Below are 13512 nucleotides of genomic sequence, written 5' to 3'. Positions count from 1 at the left end.
GAAAGCTACCTCGCCGGCCTTCACCTCCGCGGCGCGATGATTTGGATCAAGGACCTCACCAGGGCCCATTGATCACGACCAAATACATGCCCTAGGTCCTGCGCTCACCGGGCGGCACAGCCCGCGCGTCCCTAGCCTGGTGACAGGGAGGAGGCGAAGCACCATGCTTGGAGACGCTCCGCTACAAGCAGTCGTCCCCGCCACCGATCTCGCCCGCGCCAAGGGCTTCTACACCGGCACCCTCGGCCTCAAGCTGACCGAGGAGGGTGAGGAGGAGTTCGTCTGCGACAGCGGCGGCACCCAGTTCACCGTCTACCGCACCCCAGCGGTGGTCAGGCAGCCCACACCCTCGCCAGCTTCAAGGTCGCCGACCTCGACGGCGAGATGACCGGCCTCCGCGGCCGCGGCATCACCTTCGAGGAGTACGACTTCCCCGGCCTGCGGACCGTCAACGGCGTCGCCGAGGGCGAGGGCATGCGCGCGGCCTGGTTCAAGGACAGCGAGGGCAACATCCTCTGCGTGTCCCAGCGAGTCGGCGCGTAGCCGCCCCGCGCCCGTCATATGCGCCACCGCTGCCCTGCCCGCTCGTACGGAGCGGACCGGGCAGCGGCGGGCCGGTCGGCCAGCCTCTGCCGTCACGAGCGTCCGGTCACGGCCCGCCCGCGCGCCCACCGCCCGCGTGCCCGCCGCCAGAGCGCCCGGGTCGAGGCGACCGGGTCGAAGGATCCCGGGCGGTCCCGCGTCAGCGGATAGCAGGCGAATCCGATCAGCGCCGCGCTGAAGTGACCGATGCTGGTGTAGTCCCGGCTCTGCTGCACACCCAGTCCGTAGACGACCAGCACCCCTGCCGCGTACAGGTACCGCCAGGGCGGCACGATCAGGTAGGCGAGTACCGCGACCACTCCGGCCAGCGCGTAGCTGACGCCGTAGTCCAGGGTGTAGACGGCCCTCGGCGGGGCCACCCCGCGGCGGATCGCCCAGCCGAGCACGCCCTCGCTGAGGTAGGTCGCACCGACGTGTGCGAGGGCCGCCACGGAGATCCAGCGCAGGGTGCCGAGCCACCGTTCGGCCGGCACGTGGAAGAGGTTGTACAGCAGGAAGTAGAACGGCCAGCCACCGCCCGCGATCCACAGGGCGCTGGTCACCAGGACGCGCGCCGGTGAGACCTGGAGATGGTGGAGGTTGGTCGAGCGCCGCTGCAGGACGCGGTCCGCGGTCGCCGGATCGACGTGCCGGATCACCTGCGTGGTGACGAGCAGGATCGCCAGCCAGATGTAGGTGCCCGGCGCGCGCCGCACGTAGGCCCACACCGCGCGGCCTGCCCGCGCCCACCAGGGCCGCCGGTGCGCTTCGGAGCCCCTGGCGGTGCTACCGGCCATCGACGCCTCCTCGACACTGCTCCCCTCACCCTCGCCCCCACCCGGCTCCGCCGCCACCCACCACCCGCCACGGCCGAAGCCGATGCGCGACCGCACGAGGGCTCCCGGCCCCGGACCGCACGCCCGCCTCCGGCCCCCACTGCCTTCCGGCCGCTCGCGTACGCTGGCGCTCGGACCGTCCGGCCACGGGCTTCCCGGCCGCGCACCGGGCGAGCCCGCACCGGGAACCGCCGAACAAGGGCACCAGGCACGATGAGCGATCGCCTCACGACGAGGACACCGACCGGCCCCAATGCTTCCCGGCGCCCGGCCCCGAGAGCCGCCGCCCCGAGGTTCTCCGCCCTGGGAGCCGCCGCCCGGCTGCGGCTGACCGCGGCGTACGTCCTGCTGCTGACCGTGACGGCAGCCTGGCTGGCGAGCCAGGGCCATGCCGAGCGGGCCCGGTTCGTCCGGCACAACAGCAGCAATGTCCATCACCTGGAACTGGGCAAGTGGTGGACCCTGTTCACCAGCGGCCTGGTGGTCGACGGCGTCCCGGCCTGGGCGGGCATCGCGGCGGTCGCCGCCGTCCTGGGCCTGGCCGAGTGGCGCTGGGGTCCGGCCCGGGCCGGAGCGGTCTTCGTCTTCGGGCACCTGGGCGCCACCCTGCTCACCGAGGGCGCCATGTGGGTGATGGTGACCGCCCGCATCCCCGGCGCGCTCTCCCACGCCCGCGACGTGGGGATCAGCTACGGCCTGGTCTCCACCGGCGCCTGTCTGCTCGCCCTCGGCCCGCTCCCGCTGCGCCGCTACGGCCTGTCGGCGCTCGCGCTGGCCCTGGCTACCGCCTGGGCGCTGGACCAGCAGCTGGCCGACGCCGGCCACCTGGTCGCCCTCGGGCTGGGCGTACTCGCCTCCCGTACCGCCTGGCTGCGCACCCGGCGGCCCGCCCAGGCGCTCTGATCAGCGCCAACCACCGGACTAAACAACGGAGTTGGCCGGGCACAGGACCCGCACGCGATGGCCCGGCGAGCCACCCTCGCCACCCGGGATTCCGTATGCCCTTGCATTACTCTGCAAATCTATGCCAGAGTTCGGGCATCGGATCGATTACGCCGAATCCCGTCACACATCGCTAGATCAGGGGCCCGCTCCTCGCGGGTCAGAGGGTGCATCCATGTCGAAGGTCTTGAGCAAGCTGCCGGTCGGTGAACGGATCGGCATCGCATTCTCCGGTGGGTTGGACACCTCCGTCGCCGTCGCGTGGATGCGCGAACACGGTGCCCTCCCCTACGCCTACACGGCCGACATCGGCCAGTACGACGAGCCGAACCTCGCCGACGTCCCGGCCCGGGGCCGCGCGTACGGCGCCGAGCAGGCCCGGCTGGTCGACTGCCGGGCCGCGCTGGTCGAGGAGGGCCTGGCCGCCCTCGCCTGCGGCGCCTTCCACATCCGCTCCGCCGGGCAGACGTACTTCAACACCACCCCGCTCGGCCGCGCCGTGACCGGCACGCTGCTGGTGCGCGCCATGCAGGAGGACGGCGTCTCCATCTGGGGCGACGGCTCCACCTACAAGGGCAACGACATCGAGCGGTTCTACCGCTACGGCCTGCTCGCCAACCCCAACCTGCGGATCTACAAGCCGTGGCTGGACCAGGCGTTCGTCGACCAGCTCGGCGGCCGCAAGGAGATGTCCGAGTGGCTCGCCGAGCGGGACCTCCCGTACCGGGACTCCGCCGAGAAGGCCTACTCGACCGACGCCAACATCTGGGGCGCCACCCACGAGGCCAAGCGGCTGGAGTACCTGGACGCCTCCATGGAGATCGTCAGCCCGATCATGGGCGTGGCCTTCTGGGACCCGGCGGTCGAGATCCAGACCGAGGACGTCACCATCGAGTTCGAGTTCGGCCGCCCGGTCCGGATCAACGGCCAGGAGTTCGCCAGCGCCGTCGACCTGGTCCACGAGGCCAACACCATCGGTGGCCGGCACGGTCTGGGCATGTCGGACCAGATCGAGAACCGCATCATCGAGGCCAAGAGCCGCGGCATCTACGAGGCCCCCGGCATGGCGCTGCTGCACATCGCCTACGAGCGGCTGCTCAACGCCATCCACAACGAGGACACCATCGCGACGTACCACACCCAGGGTCGGCGGCTCGGACGGCTGCTGTACGAGGGCCGCTGGTTCGACCCGCAGTCGCTGATGCTCCGGGACAGCATCCAGCGCTGGATCGGCCACCCGGTCACCGGCACCGTCACCCTGCGGCTGCGGCGCGGCCAGGACTACTCGGTCATCGACACCCAGGGCCCCAACTTCAGCTACCACCCCGAGAAGCTGTCGATGGAGCGCAGCGTCGACGCCGCGTTCGTCCCGGACGACCGCATCGGCCAGCTGACCATGCGCAACCTCGACATCGCCGACTCGCGCAGCAAGCTGGAGCAGTACGCGGTACACGGCCAGCTGGCGCCGTGGAGCGGCCTGATCGGCGAGCTCGCCCCGGGCGGTGCGGCTCCCATCGCGGCCGGCACCGGTGACGAGGAGGACCCCACCGCACTCGACCACGCGGCGATCGAGTCCGGCAACGACTGACACGCTCCGCGCTCGCGGAGGGCCGTCGCACCCCAGCGGTGCGGCGGCCCTCCGCCGCTCTCGACCCACCCCGGCCCTCCCCCATGACTCCGCGTCCGTCCCCCACCCGCTCTCCCCACCCGACCTCACCCGAACGGCGGCACCGGCCGTGCGCCGACCGCCCGTCGGTAGCTGAATGGCGGACGGTACCCGGCGACGGGAAGGCGGGTCGGGAGATGGGTGAGGCGATCGGCCCGATGCTGGCCTCCGCGGTGGCGGTCGCGCTCAGCCCGCTGCCGCTGATCGCCGTCCTCCTGATCCTCGCCTCACCGCACGGACGGGCCAACGGGATCGCCTTCACGGCCGGCTGGCTGCTCGGCCTGGCCGCGGTGGTGGCCTCCGTCGTCGCGGCGGGCACCGCGCTGGACCCGGCCCGCACCACGCCGACCTGGTCCTCCTGGCTGAAGCTCGGCCTCGGCACCGCGCTCCTCCTGCTGGCCGCCCGGCAGTGGCGCGAACGGCCCCGCCCCGGCCGGGTCACCGCGCCACCGGCCTGGTTGCTCTCGATCGACCGACTGACCGCCGCCCGGTCCGCCGGTCTCGCGGTGGTCCTGATCGTCGCCCACCCCAAGACCCTGATCCCGGCCGTCGGCGGGGCCGCCTCCATCGCCGCCGCGCCGACCGGCACCGGGGTCGGGGTCGGGGTCGGCATCACTACCGGCATCGGCATCGGTATCGGCGGGAAGGCGGTGGCCGCCACCCTGATGGTGCTCCTCGGCTCGCTGGGCACCCTGCTGCCGCTCGTGGTCCACCTCGTGGGCAACGACCACGCGCGGCACACCCTCGGCGAGTGGCGGGCCTGGACGGCCACGCACAACGCGGCGATCATGACCGCCGTTCCGCTGTTGCTCGGCGCCGAGTACCTGGGCGCCGCCGTCTCGGGGCTCGCCTGAACCCCGACCGGCCGCACCCGTCCCCGCACCCATCGCCGCCGCCGTCCCCACACCCATCGCCGCACCCGTCACCGGATCCGGACCACCCCCCGCCCCCGCACCGCCCGGACCCCCAACCGCCCGGGGTGCGCCCTCGGTCGCGCCGCCACAGCCTCCCGCACCGTCAGCAGGATCTCGCCGTCGTAGCGCTCAGCCAGCAGCCGTGCCAGCTCCGCCGCCCCGCCGGGCCGGACGTCGGGCGCCAGCTCCGGCAACCGGCCCGGGGCGCTCAGGTCCTGGGCCTGGGCGGCCCAGCGGGCCGCGTCGCGCCGCTCGCCCTCGGCGGTGTAGTGCACGGCCAGGCAGTGCACGGCCAGCTGATCCCCGTACTGAGCGGCTATCCGCCACCAGAAGACGCCGTCCGCCGTGCGGCCCATGCCGTACAACAGGCAGCCGAGGGTCCGGAAGGCGGTCTTCTCGGCGAGTTCGAGGTCCAGGGCCAGTTCCCCCGGCTCCACCGCGCCCGCCACCCCCGCGCACAGGTGCCGCAGGTCGCGCCGCAGCTCCGCCCGTCCCCCGGCCCACCTGAGCTGTCCCGGAACCGCCGCCGCCCCGAAGCCCGACCGCACCCCGGGGACGACCCCCACCCCCACCCCGGCGCCGGTCCCGGAGCCCGCCGCCACGGACGCGCCCGGGCTGGGCCCCGCTGCCGGAGCATGCGGGGGCCGGGCGCCGGCGGGCGGCCGGGCGGGGCGCTCGCGCGCCGCCGGGGCGGGTCGCCGGACGACGGCGAGCCGCTCGGCCAGTCGGCGGGTGAAGGCCACCGGATCGTGGTCGTCGAACTCCCGCTCCAGCTCGACGGCGTGCGCGTGCAGCAGGTCCGCGACCCTCATGTCCGCGCCCCGCCGTCGTCCGGGTGCTCCAGCAGGTACTCCAGGTGGCGCCGCCCGAGGCTGTAGTAGGTGCGGGCGGTGGTGTGCGCGATGCCGAGGGAGCGTCCGATGTCGGGGTAGGACAGTCCTGCCTGACGCAGCCGGACCACGTCGGCCTGGACCGGGGCGGCCCGCGCGAGCTCCTCCATCGCCCAGTCCAGCGCGTCCAGCTCGGCGAGCTCGTTCAGCTCGTCCTGGCTGGTGTCGGGACGGCGCTGGGCGATCACCCGCAGCCGCTTGCGTTCGGTGCGGCGGCGCTCGCGCAGCACGTCCACCACGGCATCCTTGACGATCTTGAAGGCGAAGGCCTGCGGATCGGGGCTGGCCAGGGCCCGGCGCCAGTTCTTGTAGAGCGTGGTGCCCGCGTTCTGGACGGCGTCCTGGGCGTCCTCACGGTGCCGCAGGCGTTGCTGGGCGTAGCGGAGGTACCCGGAGTTCTCTCGGGTGAAGAAGGCCTCGAAGTCGTTCGGCAGGTCGCCGAGCGGGTCGGCTCGCAGCCCCCGCTCCTCGCCCGGCCCGGGAGTGCTCACGCGGCCCCCCTTTCGTCGGTCAGCTGGCCGGCCCACCTGGTGGCACGCCGACGGCCCCTTGGGGCTCGTGGTGTAACCGTCCGGGAGCTCCGCGATGTTGACCGGATCGGGCGGACAATTGCCGAAAGATTCCGTTCACATTCGGCCAGTGCCGCTGACCTGCCGCTTCACCCTCGCGAACCCAACGGACGCGCCCGAAACGTGACCCAGATCACAAGCCCACGGAAGGATGGCTTGACAAGCCCTCCAGGGCCACCCCAGGGCCATCCCGCCCCAACAGCCCCCGCTTCAGCCGACCACGCCCCTACGGAGCCGGCTCGACCTCGGCGGCGTCCAGCGCGGCGGTCACCCGGTCCAGCAACCCGCGCAGCGCCGCCAGGTCCTCGAGCGGCAGCCCGGTCGCCGCGAGCAGTCGGCGCGGGACCTGCCCGGCCCGCTCGCGCAGCACCGACCCCTCGGGGGTCAGGCGGACGGTGACCGACCGCTCGTCCTCGGGGCTCCGCTCGCGGCGCACCAGCCCGGCCGCTTCCAGGCGCTTGAGCAGCGGGGAGAGCGTTCCGGAGTCCAGCCGCAGCCGCTCGCCGATCCGCTTGACGGGCAGTTCGCCCTCCTCCCACAGCACCAGCATGACCAGGTACTGCGGATAGGTGAGCCCGAGATCCCGCAGCAACACCCGGTACACACCGCCGAAGGCACGGGAGGCCGCGTTGAGCGAGAAGCAGATCTGCTGGTCGAGGCGGAGCAGCTCCTCGTCCGCCAGGCCGGGATTGGTGGTCATGGACCCATGGTACCGATCGCCATCGCGCGATTGAGTTGTACGCAATTGAATTGCGTGCTCTACTTGTCGCAACGCAGCGACGACCGAGCGGCCGCCGCCAAGCGGTCCGGGCCCGCAACCGCCCGGACGACCGACCGCAGGAACACCCAGGACCCGAAGGGAAGCCACCATGGACGCGCTCTACACCGCAGCCGCCACCGCCAACGGCCGGGAGGGTCGTGCCGTCAGCTCCGACGGCCAGCTGGACCTCACGCTGGCCATGCCGTCCGCGCTCGGCGGCAGCGGCCAGGGCACCAATCCGGAGCAGCTCTTCGCCGCCGGCTACGCCGCCTGCTTCGCCAGCGCCCTCGGCCTGGTCGGCCGGCAGGCCCGGGTGGACACCAGCGAGGTCTCGGTGACCGCCGAGGTGTCCATCGGCAAGGACGAGGCCGGCTTCGCCCTCGCCGTCGTCCTGCGCGTCGAGCTGCCCGAGTCCCTCGCGGGCGAGACCGGCGAGCTGCTGGTCAAGCAGGCGCACGAGGTCTGCCCCTACTCCCGCGCCACCCGGGGCAACATCCCGGTCGAGCTGGTCGTCGAGTAACCGGTCGGACACCCCGGACACCCCCGCCGACGGACGAGGCCCGCCGCACGCGAAGTGCGGCGGGCCCTTCCGTACCCCGAGGCTCGTATCCCCAAGGCCCCCAGGTCATGCCTCCCCGAGGCCCGCTTCCCGAGCCGCCCCGGATCAGTCCCCGCCCGGCCCGTTCGCCGAGCGCAGCGTGTCCAGTCGGTGCCGGTACTCCTCCGCGTCGATCTCACCCCGCGCGAACCGCTCCGCGAGCAGCTGTTCCGGGGCCGGCCTCTGGCCCCCTTGGCCCCCCTGCCCCACCTGGCCCCAGCCCTGTGCTCCGCCCACCCCCGGCCCACCGGCGCCCGGAGCCGCCCGTCCGGGCGGGATCGGCTGCCGGGTGTGCGACACGTAACGGAACAGGGCCACCGCGAGGAGCACCAGGATCACCAGAATCACCAGCATCCCGAACACCATCAGCCCCGTGCCCCAGCCACCGACGTGGTTGTGTCCGTGCCAGTACCTCATCAGGACCTCCTCCTCCGGCCCCGCCGGGGCCCGCCGAGGTGAGCAGCGCCTACCACCATCGTGCGCCCGTCGACAGTGAAAGCGACGTAAGGGAAGTCCGGGACGACGGTCCGGTGCCCGGTCCGACGTGCGCCCCGGGTAGCGTGCCGCTCGTGACCCACCACCCGCCGCCCATGTCCGCCGTCCCACCGCTCACGGGCGGCCACGCACCCGACGACGACCGCTCCCCCGAGCAGCTCGTCGCCGCCGGGGTGCTGCGGCACCATCCCGACCCACGCCCCCACCCCGCGCTCGGCCACTCCCCGATCGGCTACGTCAGCACCGAACTCTGGGCCGAGCTCACCGCCCTCGCCATCGCACCCACCGCCGCCGAGACCACCGCTACCGCGCTGCTGAACTCGATCGCCGACCGCGCCGTGGACGCGGCGCTCGCCCCGGGCAACGAGCGCGCCCCGCGCGACGACCTGTACGTGACCGACCCCGCCCACATCGGCCCGCGCCGCCGGGCGGTCTGGTTCCAGCGTTCCGGCCCGCGCGGCCCCCGCGACCCGCACAACCTGCTCACCCCGCTCGACCCACTCGGCGGGTACACCCCTCGCGGCCCGATCACCGCCTTCTTCGCACCCCGCGAACCGTAGGCACCCGCACCCCGCGCCGCACACGCGCCGCACCCTGCACACCCGCCGGGCCACGCACCCGGCCGCACGCTCAGCCGCCGAATCACACGCCCCGCCGCACGCCCCGCCGCACACTCAGCCGCCGAACCGCACGCCCCCGCCGGACGCTCAACGCTCGACCTGGAGGCTGTGGCACACCCAGCTCAGCCGGTCCGGCCCGCCGTACGGCGGCCGGTCGTGGTAAGTCCCGTCCGCCACCGACATGTTGACGATCAGGTACGCGTGCCACGTCGACCCGACCCCGTGCAGGTCCGCGTAGACGAGCTCGTCCGCCACGTACCAGTCCACCGAGTTCGCGCCGAGCACGACCCGCAGGTCGAACGTCGCTCCCGGCCCGATCCCGGCGCTCGCGCCGTGCCAGTAACGGAAGCCGCCCCGCACGTGGTTGGAGATCTCCAGCAGGTCGGGGTTGTCGGGGTGGTACTCGAAGACGTCCACCTCGTTGCCGCCGTCCCGCCAGGTCCAGATCGCCGGCCAGGCGCCCAGCTCGACGGGCAGCGTCACGCTCGCCGACAGCACGTCCCCGGCGCGGAGCTGGAAGCCCTCCGGACTTCCCTCGGTGGTCAGCAGACTGCAGCTCCACAGCCCGCCGCTGTGCCGCCTGACCGCCGTGAACACCCCGCCGGGGCAGTAGTCGCGGCTGAGGTAGTCGAGCTTGTGGTCACTTCTGTTGGTCGGCCCCATCCGGGGATAGGCGCTGCTGCGCCCGGCGGTCCACTGGCTGGTCGAAGTGAAGTCCGCGTCGAACACGACTGTCACGGCCGCCTCCCCGAAGCTCCGGCGTCCCGGCAGTCCGCACGCCGGGCACACAGGGTGAGTTCCCCGATACCCTCCGCAGTATGCGAAGCGGATAGTTCGAGCCCGGGACGAACGTGCGATTCGGCGCTGGCGCGGCCGGTCAGCCGACCGGCGCCGCGCCTCCGGCCCCGAGCCGGTCGGTCACCGAGACCACCCCGTCCACCGAGCGGCACAGGTTGAGCACGATCGGCACCAGGTGGGGTTCGGGCACCGTCCCGCTGAGCACCACCCGCCCCTGGTTGACCTCCACCCCGATCTCCGCCGGGCTGACCCCGTCGATCCGGCCCAGCACCTCCTCGACGATCTCCCGCCGGATCACCGCGTCCTCGCGCAGGAACACCCGCAGCAGGTCGCCACGGCTGACCATGCCGATGACCCGCCCCTCCTCGTCCAGCACCGGCAGCCGCTTGAGGCCGTGCCGGCTCATCAGCCGGGCCGCCGCGACCACGCTGGTGTCCGGCGTGGTGCAGACCGGCTGCGCCGTCATCAGGTCGGCCGCGGTCACCTCGCCGTCCGGGCCCGCCTGGGCCGACTCGGGCGCCGGCAGCAGGCTGGCCGGGTCCTCCTGCGCGGCGAGGGTGCGCAGCAGGTCGGCCTCCGAGACCACGCCGAGCGGCCGCCCTTCCGGGTCCACCACCGGTACGCCGGTGATGTCGTACTCGCTCATCAGCGCCACGATCTCCCGGAATCCGGTCTCGGGTGAGACCAGGACCACGGGGCTGGTCATCACGGATTCGACGGTGGCATGCCGCACGCCGGTTCACCTCGTCCAACGATGCTGGTCCGACCGGGCACGGGTCGTCCCGGCCGGTACCGGCAGCATCGCTCGTGGCGGCCGCGATCGCCAGGGGCCAAGGGGCCGAACGGGTGGGACCTTGGGCCTCGGCCCGCGAACGCGTTCCCGACAACGGTCAGGGGCGGACGGTCGCCCCACAGACGGGGAGGGCACCGGCCGGAGGCCGTGGCGGAACCGCAGAACCAGCCGTTCCGGCCGTACGTGTCCGCAGGACCTGGCCGTGCACATCGGGCCCGTCCACCCGGCGCCCCGCGTTCGGAGTAGCGGGCCCGACCGTACGGGCTCGCCGCGAAGGTCACAGCGATCTTGCCGCCGGCCGTGGGGACGACCCTCTCCAGGGCCCGCGGCACGAGCACGCCGGGGTCGCCGCCCGGCTTCCCGGTGCCCGCCGGTCACCCGGCCGAGCCGGCGGCCGACCGAGTACGGGACGACGGCGTTCGGGTCGTGGAGGGACCGCGTCTCCTCCCGTGGTCCGCCCCGACACCGGAGGTCACGCGGGCGTGATCGTGCCGGACCCCCGGGAGTCCCGGCCGTACAGCCGGGGCGAGGTGGTCTCCCCGACCGCCGCGAGCGAGACGTTGCGGTCCGCCGCGAGCCGGTCGACGAGCGTGTCGACGGCTCGGGAACCCACGCCGACCAGACCGGCGGAGCATCCACCGCTGCTCGTCGGCGGGAGAGCCGCCGGCACACGCCGGACGTCCTTGCCTCAGGGGCCCGCCGCACACCCGTCATATGACCGCCGGTCTCCCCGGGCGGCGCAACCATCACATGATCGACTCGTTGGACTGTCCACCACGACGGCACCACGGCTCCCGGAAGGGTTCCTTGGCAGGACGGACGGTGAGCGCGGCCGTGCTGCGCCGGGGCGTCAGGGCACGCCCGGTGGCCCTGGCGGAGGCCGCGCTGGTGCGCCACTACCGGCGACTGGTCCGGCTCCCGCACCTGGCGCTGCCCGCCGACCGCGACCGGCACACCCAGGTGCTCGCCGCCCACCCCGACGGCCTCACCGCCCCGACCCCGGCCGGTGGCCCCGCCGACTGCCGGGGCGCCACCCTGCTCCAACTGCGTTCCTCCCCCGTGGTCGCCGACCGGCACGCCTTCCTGCTGACCCGACCTGGGCGGCCTGATCCCCACCCACCTCACCTACGCCCCGCCACCGGACCGCACCCAGGCCGACCACGCCCTGCCCGACCCCGAGCCGCGCGAGGCCACCGCCCAGGACGCGCTGCGGGCCTGGTCCCGGGCCGGCTGCGCCGCCCCCGACGGCACACCGGGCGTCAGGCAACTGGACCTCCGGGCCTTCGCCGTGCAGCCGCTGCCGCAGGACGCCGGCTCGGCCTCCTGGGTCTGCCTGCGCGCCGACCGCTGGGACGGCGCGGGCAGCGCGGGCAGCGCTGCCACCGCCGTCCTGCTGCCGGGCTCCGGCCGCCCGCAGCGTACCGGCGGCGGATCGGGCCGGACGTGCAGCCGCTTCGAACGGGACGCCGTGTCCTGGGCCTGGTGGCGTTCCCCACGCGGTTCGGAGTTCCTGCTCGCGGCGGGCAGTCGCCGGGTCACCCGGCTCGCCGTCAAGGGCACGGACTGGTCCGCCGACCGCTCCACGCCGGACCGCACCCTGGCCGTCGAACGCCCCGCCCGGGCCGCCGTCCAGGTGGAGGCGCTGCTCGACAACGGCACCCGCATCAGCCCAGCACACTGAAGCCCGTCCGCAGCCCGTCCGCAGCCCGTCAGCAGCCCGTCCGCCCCCGGGGCCGCGTCCACGCCGAGGCCCCGTCCGTACCTGAGGCCCCGCCCCGTTCAGCCCGTGACCAACGGCCGCCGGGCCGACTCCCGCTCGTAGTCCGGCAGTTCGACGCTGCTGACCTGCTTGCCCAGCTCCAGCATCCGCTCCAGCACCCAGCGCCGGTTGAGCAGCGCGTTGCGCAGCCGCAGCCCGGTGGCCGTCCGCGGCGCGAGGAACGGCCCGGTCCGGTCCCCGCCCTTCTGGCAGCCCTGCGCGTAGCCGCGCAGCAGCCGCTCGTACCGCGCGAAGGCGGCGCGGTGGTCGCCGTCGGCCCGGGCCAGCTCGCCCGCCAGCACGTACGCGGCGACCACCGCCGTCCCGGTGCCCATGCCGCCGATGGTCGCGCCACAGGCGGCGTCGCCGATCAGGGCGATCCGGCCGGTCGACCAGGCGGGCACGTCGGCGCGGCTGATCGAGTCGAAGTACAGCTCGGGGGCGGCGTCCAGACTCTCCAGCAGCTGCGGGACCCGCCAGCCGAGGCCCGCGAAGGCGGCCCGGACCAGCGCCTTCTGCCCTGCCGGGTCGTGGCGGTCGTAGCGCAGTTCGGGCGAGGCGAAGAGGCAGAACGCGCCGGCCCGGGCCGGGTCGCGGTGGGCCGCGCCGACGGACATCAGCCGGCCGGGGACGTTGAGGCCGACCGCGCCGACCGGCAGCCCGTGCTCGTTGGGCAGCCGCCAGGTGGCCGCGTAGTAGCCGAGGTGGCGGACGTAGTGCCGCTCGGGGCCGAAGGCGAGCCGGCGGACGTTGGAGTGCAGGCCGTCGGCGCCGATCACCAGGTCGAACTCGCGCGGCGCCGCGTGCCGGAAGGCGACCCGGACCCCGCTCGGGGTCTCCTCCAGCGCCGTGATCGAGTCGCCGAAGACGTACTCGGCGCGGGCGCTGCTGTGCCGGTGGAGCAACTGGGCCAGCTCGCCGCGCGGGACCTCCAGGTCACCGCCGGCGAACTCGACGGGCAGGTGCAGCAGTCCGCGCCCGTCGGGGCCCACGAAGGTCATCGGGCTGCCGCCGGTGCCGAGCGCGCGCAGCTCGTCCAGGACGCCCATCCGCTCGAGCACGGTCAGGTGGGTGCGGCCGCGGAAGTCGACGTCCTGGCCGCCGTCGCGCAGGGCGGGCGCCAGCTCGACCACGGTCACCTCGAAGCCGTACCGGCCCAGCCAGTGGGCCAGCGCGGGACCGGCGATGCTCGCGCCCGAGATCAGGACCCTGGTGCTCATGGAAACCACTCCGTCCGAGGAACGAGAAACTGTGTCTGGCGGACACTGTTCGTTGCTGTGTACGGTAGAC

The 13512-nt window shown here is 73.8% G+C and carries 17 protein-coding genes; 8 read left to right on the top strand and 9 right to left on the bottom strand.

The genetic code is table 11. The features are described from left to right. Nucleotides 1-163 precede the first annotated feature (163 nt). Complete coding sequence (locus ACGF0D_RS24650; RefSeq protein ID WP_392919620.1) at nucleotides 164-388, top strand: VOC family protein; 225 nt, start codon at nucleotides 164-166, stop codon at nucleotides 386-388. Beyond that, nucleotides 385-543 (top strand): hypothetical protein, encoded by a 159-nt coding sequence (locus ACGF0D_RS24645; protein WP_392919617.1) that lies wholly within the window; start codon nucleotides 385-387, stop codon nucleotides 541-543. The genes ACGF0D_RS24650 and ACGF0D_RS24645 overlap by 4 nt, the downstream gene beginning before the upstream one ends. A 92-nt stretch (nucleotides 544-635) precedes the next feature. Here ACGF0D_RS24645 and ACGF0D_RS24640 read toward each other — a convergent pair whose 3' ends face one another. Next, nucleotides 636-1379: a rhomboid-like protein gene (locus ACGF0D_RS24640; protein WP_392877714.1), complete on the bottom strand. Its 744-nt coding sequence runs from the start codon at nucleotides 1377-1379 to the stop codon at nucleotides 636-638. Between the two features lie 252 nt (nucleotides 1380-1631). Here ACGF0D_RS24640 and ACGF0D_RS24635 point away from each other — a divergent pair, with 252 nt between their 5' ends. The 3 genes from ACGF0D_RS24635 to ACGF0D_RS24625 all read left to right on the top strand — a co-directional run bounded on the left by ACGF0D_RS24635 (nucleotide 1632) and on the right by ACGF0D_RS24625 (nucleotide 4880). Next, nucleotides 1632-2321, top strand: coding sequence for a rhomboid-like protein (locus tag ACGF0D_RS24635; RefSeq protein ID WP_392919614.1), 690 nt, complete (start codon nucleotides 1632-1634; stop codon nucleotides 2319-2321). A 214-nt stretch (nucleotides 2322-2535) separates the two neighbouring features. Continuing rightward, the gene (gene argG / locus ACGF0D_RS24630) at nucleotides 2536-3948 is read left to right on the top strand and encodes an argininosuccinate synthase (protein WP_392877718.1); all 1413 of its coding nucleotides are present in this window, start codon (nucleotides 2536-2538) and stop codon (nucleotides 3946-3948) included. Between the two features lie 215 nt (nucleotides 3949-4163). Further along, nucleotides 4164-4880 (top strand): GAP family protein, encoded by a 717-nt coding sequence (locus ACGF0D_RS24625; RefSeq protein WP_392919612.1) that lies wholly within the window; start codon nucleotides 4164-4166, stop codon nucleotides 4878-4880. A 68-nt stretch (nucleotides 4881-4948) separates the two neighbouring features. On the opposite strand, the gene ACGF0D_RS24620 is transcribed toward ACGF0D_RS24625, so the two are convergent. From ACGF0D_RS24620 to ACGF0D_RS24610, 3 genes are all read right to left on the bottom strand, one after another. After that, nucleotides 4949-5752 (bottom strand): hypothetical protein, encoded by an 804-nt coding sequence (locus tag ACGF0D_RS24620; protein WP_392919609.1) that lies wholly within the window; start codon nucleotides 5750-5752, stop codon nucleotides 4949-4951. Beyond that, nucleotides 5749-6321, bottom strand: a complete 573-nt coding sequence (locus tag ACGF0D_RS24615; protein WP_392877724.1) for an RNA polymerase sigma factor — start codon at nucleotides 6319-6321, stop codon at nucleotides 5749-5751. The genes ACGF0D_RS24620 and ACGF0D_RS24615 overlap by 4 nt, the downstream gene beginning before the upstream one ends. Before the next feature lie 304 nt (nucleotides 6322-6625). Next, nucleotides 6626-7099, bottom strand: a complete 474-nt coding sequence (locus ACGF0D_RS24610; protein ID WP_392877726.1) for a MarR family winged helix-turn-helix transcriptional regulator — start codon at nucleotides 7097-7099, stop codon at nucleotides 6626-6628. 169 nt (nucleotides 7100-7268) lie between these two features. Between ACGF0D_RS24610 and ACGF0D_RS24605 the strand changes: the two genes are divergently transcribed. Beyond that, a complete protein-coding gene (locus ACGF0D_RS24605; RefSeq protein ID WP_392877728.1) occupies nucleotides 7269-7679 on the top strand; it encodes an organic hydroperoxide resistance protein in 411 nt (136 codons plus the stop codon). 144 nt (nucleotides 7680-7823) lie between these two features. Here the strand turns inward: ACGF0D_RS24605 and ACGF0D_RS24600 are convergent, their stop codons facing one another. Further along, nucleotides 7824-8174 carry an SHOCT domain-containing protein gene (locus tag ACGF0D_RS24600; RefSeq protein WP_392919606.1) on the bottom strand — a complete coding sequence of 117 codons (351 nt, stop codon included), beginning with the start codon at nucleotides 8172-8174 and terminating at the stop codon, nucleotides 7824-7826. A gap of 152 nt (nucleotides 8175-8326) precedes the next feature. Here ACGF0D_RS24600 and ACGF0D_RS24595 point away from each other — a divergent pair, with 152 nt between their 5' ends. Continuing rightward, entirely contained in the window at nucleotides 8327-8812 is a 486-nt protein-coding gene (locus tag ACGF0D_RS24595) for a hypothetical protein (RefSeq protein ID WP_392919603.1), read from the top strand. 147 nt (nucleotides 8813-8959) lie between these two features. Here ACGF0D_RS24595 and ACGF0D_RS24590 read toward each other — a convergent pair whose 3' ends face one another. The 3 genes from ACGF0D_RS24590 to ACGF0D_RS24580 form a co-directional block, all read right to left on the bottom strand. Then, the gene (locus ACGF0D_RS24590) at nucleotides 8960-9610 is read right to left on the bottom strand and encodes a beta-glucanase (protein WP_392877734.1); all 651 of its coding nucleotides are present in this window, start codon (nucleotides 9608-9610) and stop codon (nucleotides 8960-8962) included. Nucleotides 9611-9749: 139 nt separating this feature from the next. Further along, nucleotides 9750-10376, bottom strand: coding sequence for a CBS domain-containing protein (locus ACGF0D_RS24585; RefSeq protein ID WP_392878197.1), 627 nt, complete (start codon nucleotides 10374-10376; stop codon nucleotides 9750-9752). Between the two features lie 559 nt (nucleotides 10377-10935). Further along, entirely contained in the window at nucleotides 10936-11076 is a 141-nt protein-coding gene (locus ACGF0D_RS24580) for a hypothetical protein (protein WP_392919601.1), read from the bottom strand. A 675-nt stretch (nucleotides 11077-11751) separates the two neighbouring features. On the opposite strand from ACGF0D_RS24580, the gene ACGF0D_RS24575 reads away from it, so the two are divergent. Next, nucleotides 11752-12144, top strand: coding sequence for a hypothetical protein (locus ACGF0D_RS24575; protein ID WP_392919598.1), 393 nt, complete (start codon nucleotides 11752-11754; stop codon nucleotides 12142-12144). 98 nt (nucleotides 12145-12242) lie between these two features. Here ACGF0D_RS24575 and ACGF0D_RS24570 read toward each other — a convergent pair whose 3' ends face one another. Continuing rightward, nucleotides 12243-13442, bottom strand: a complete 1200-nt coding sequence (locus tag ACGF0D_RS24570) for an FAD-dependent monooxygenase (protein ID WP_392919595.1) — start codon at nucleotides 13440-13442, stop codon at nucleotides 12243-12245. Between the last annotated feature and the right edge of the window lie 70 nt (nucleotides 13443-13512).

The organism is Kitasatospora sp. NPDC048298 (assembly GCF_043201465.1).
In the GTDB taxonomy this organism is placed as follows: Bacteria; Actinomycetota; Actinomycetes; order Streptomycetales; family Streptomycetaceae; genus Kitasatospora.
Note: the sequence above shows the minus strand (reverse complement) of the source record. Positions and strands in the feature narration are given on the sequence as shown.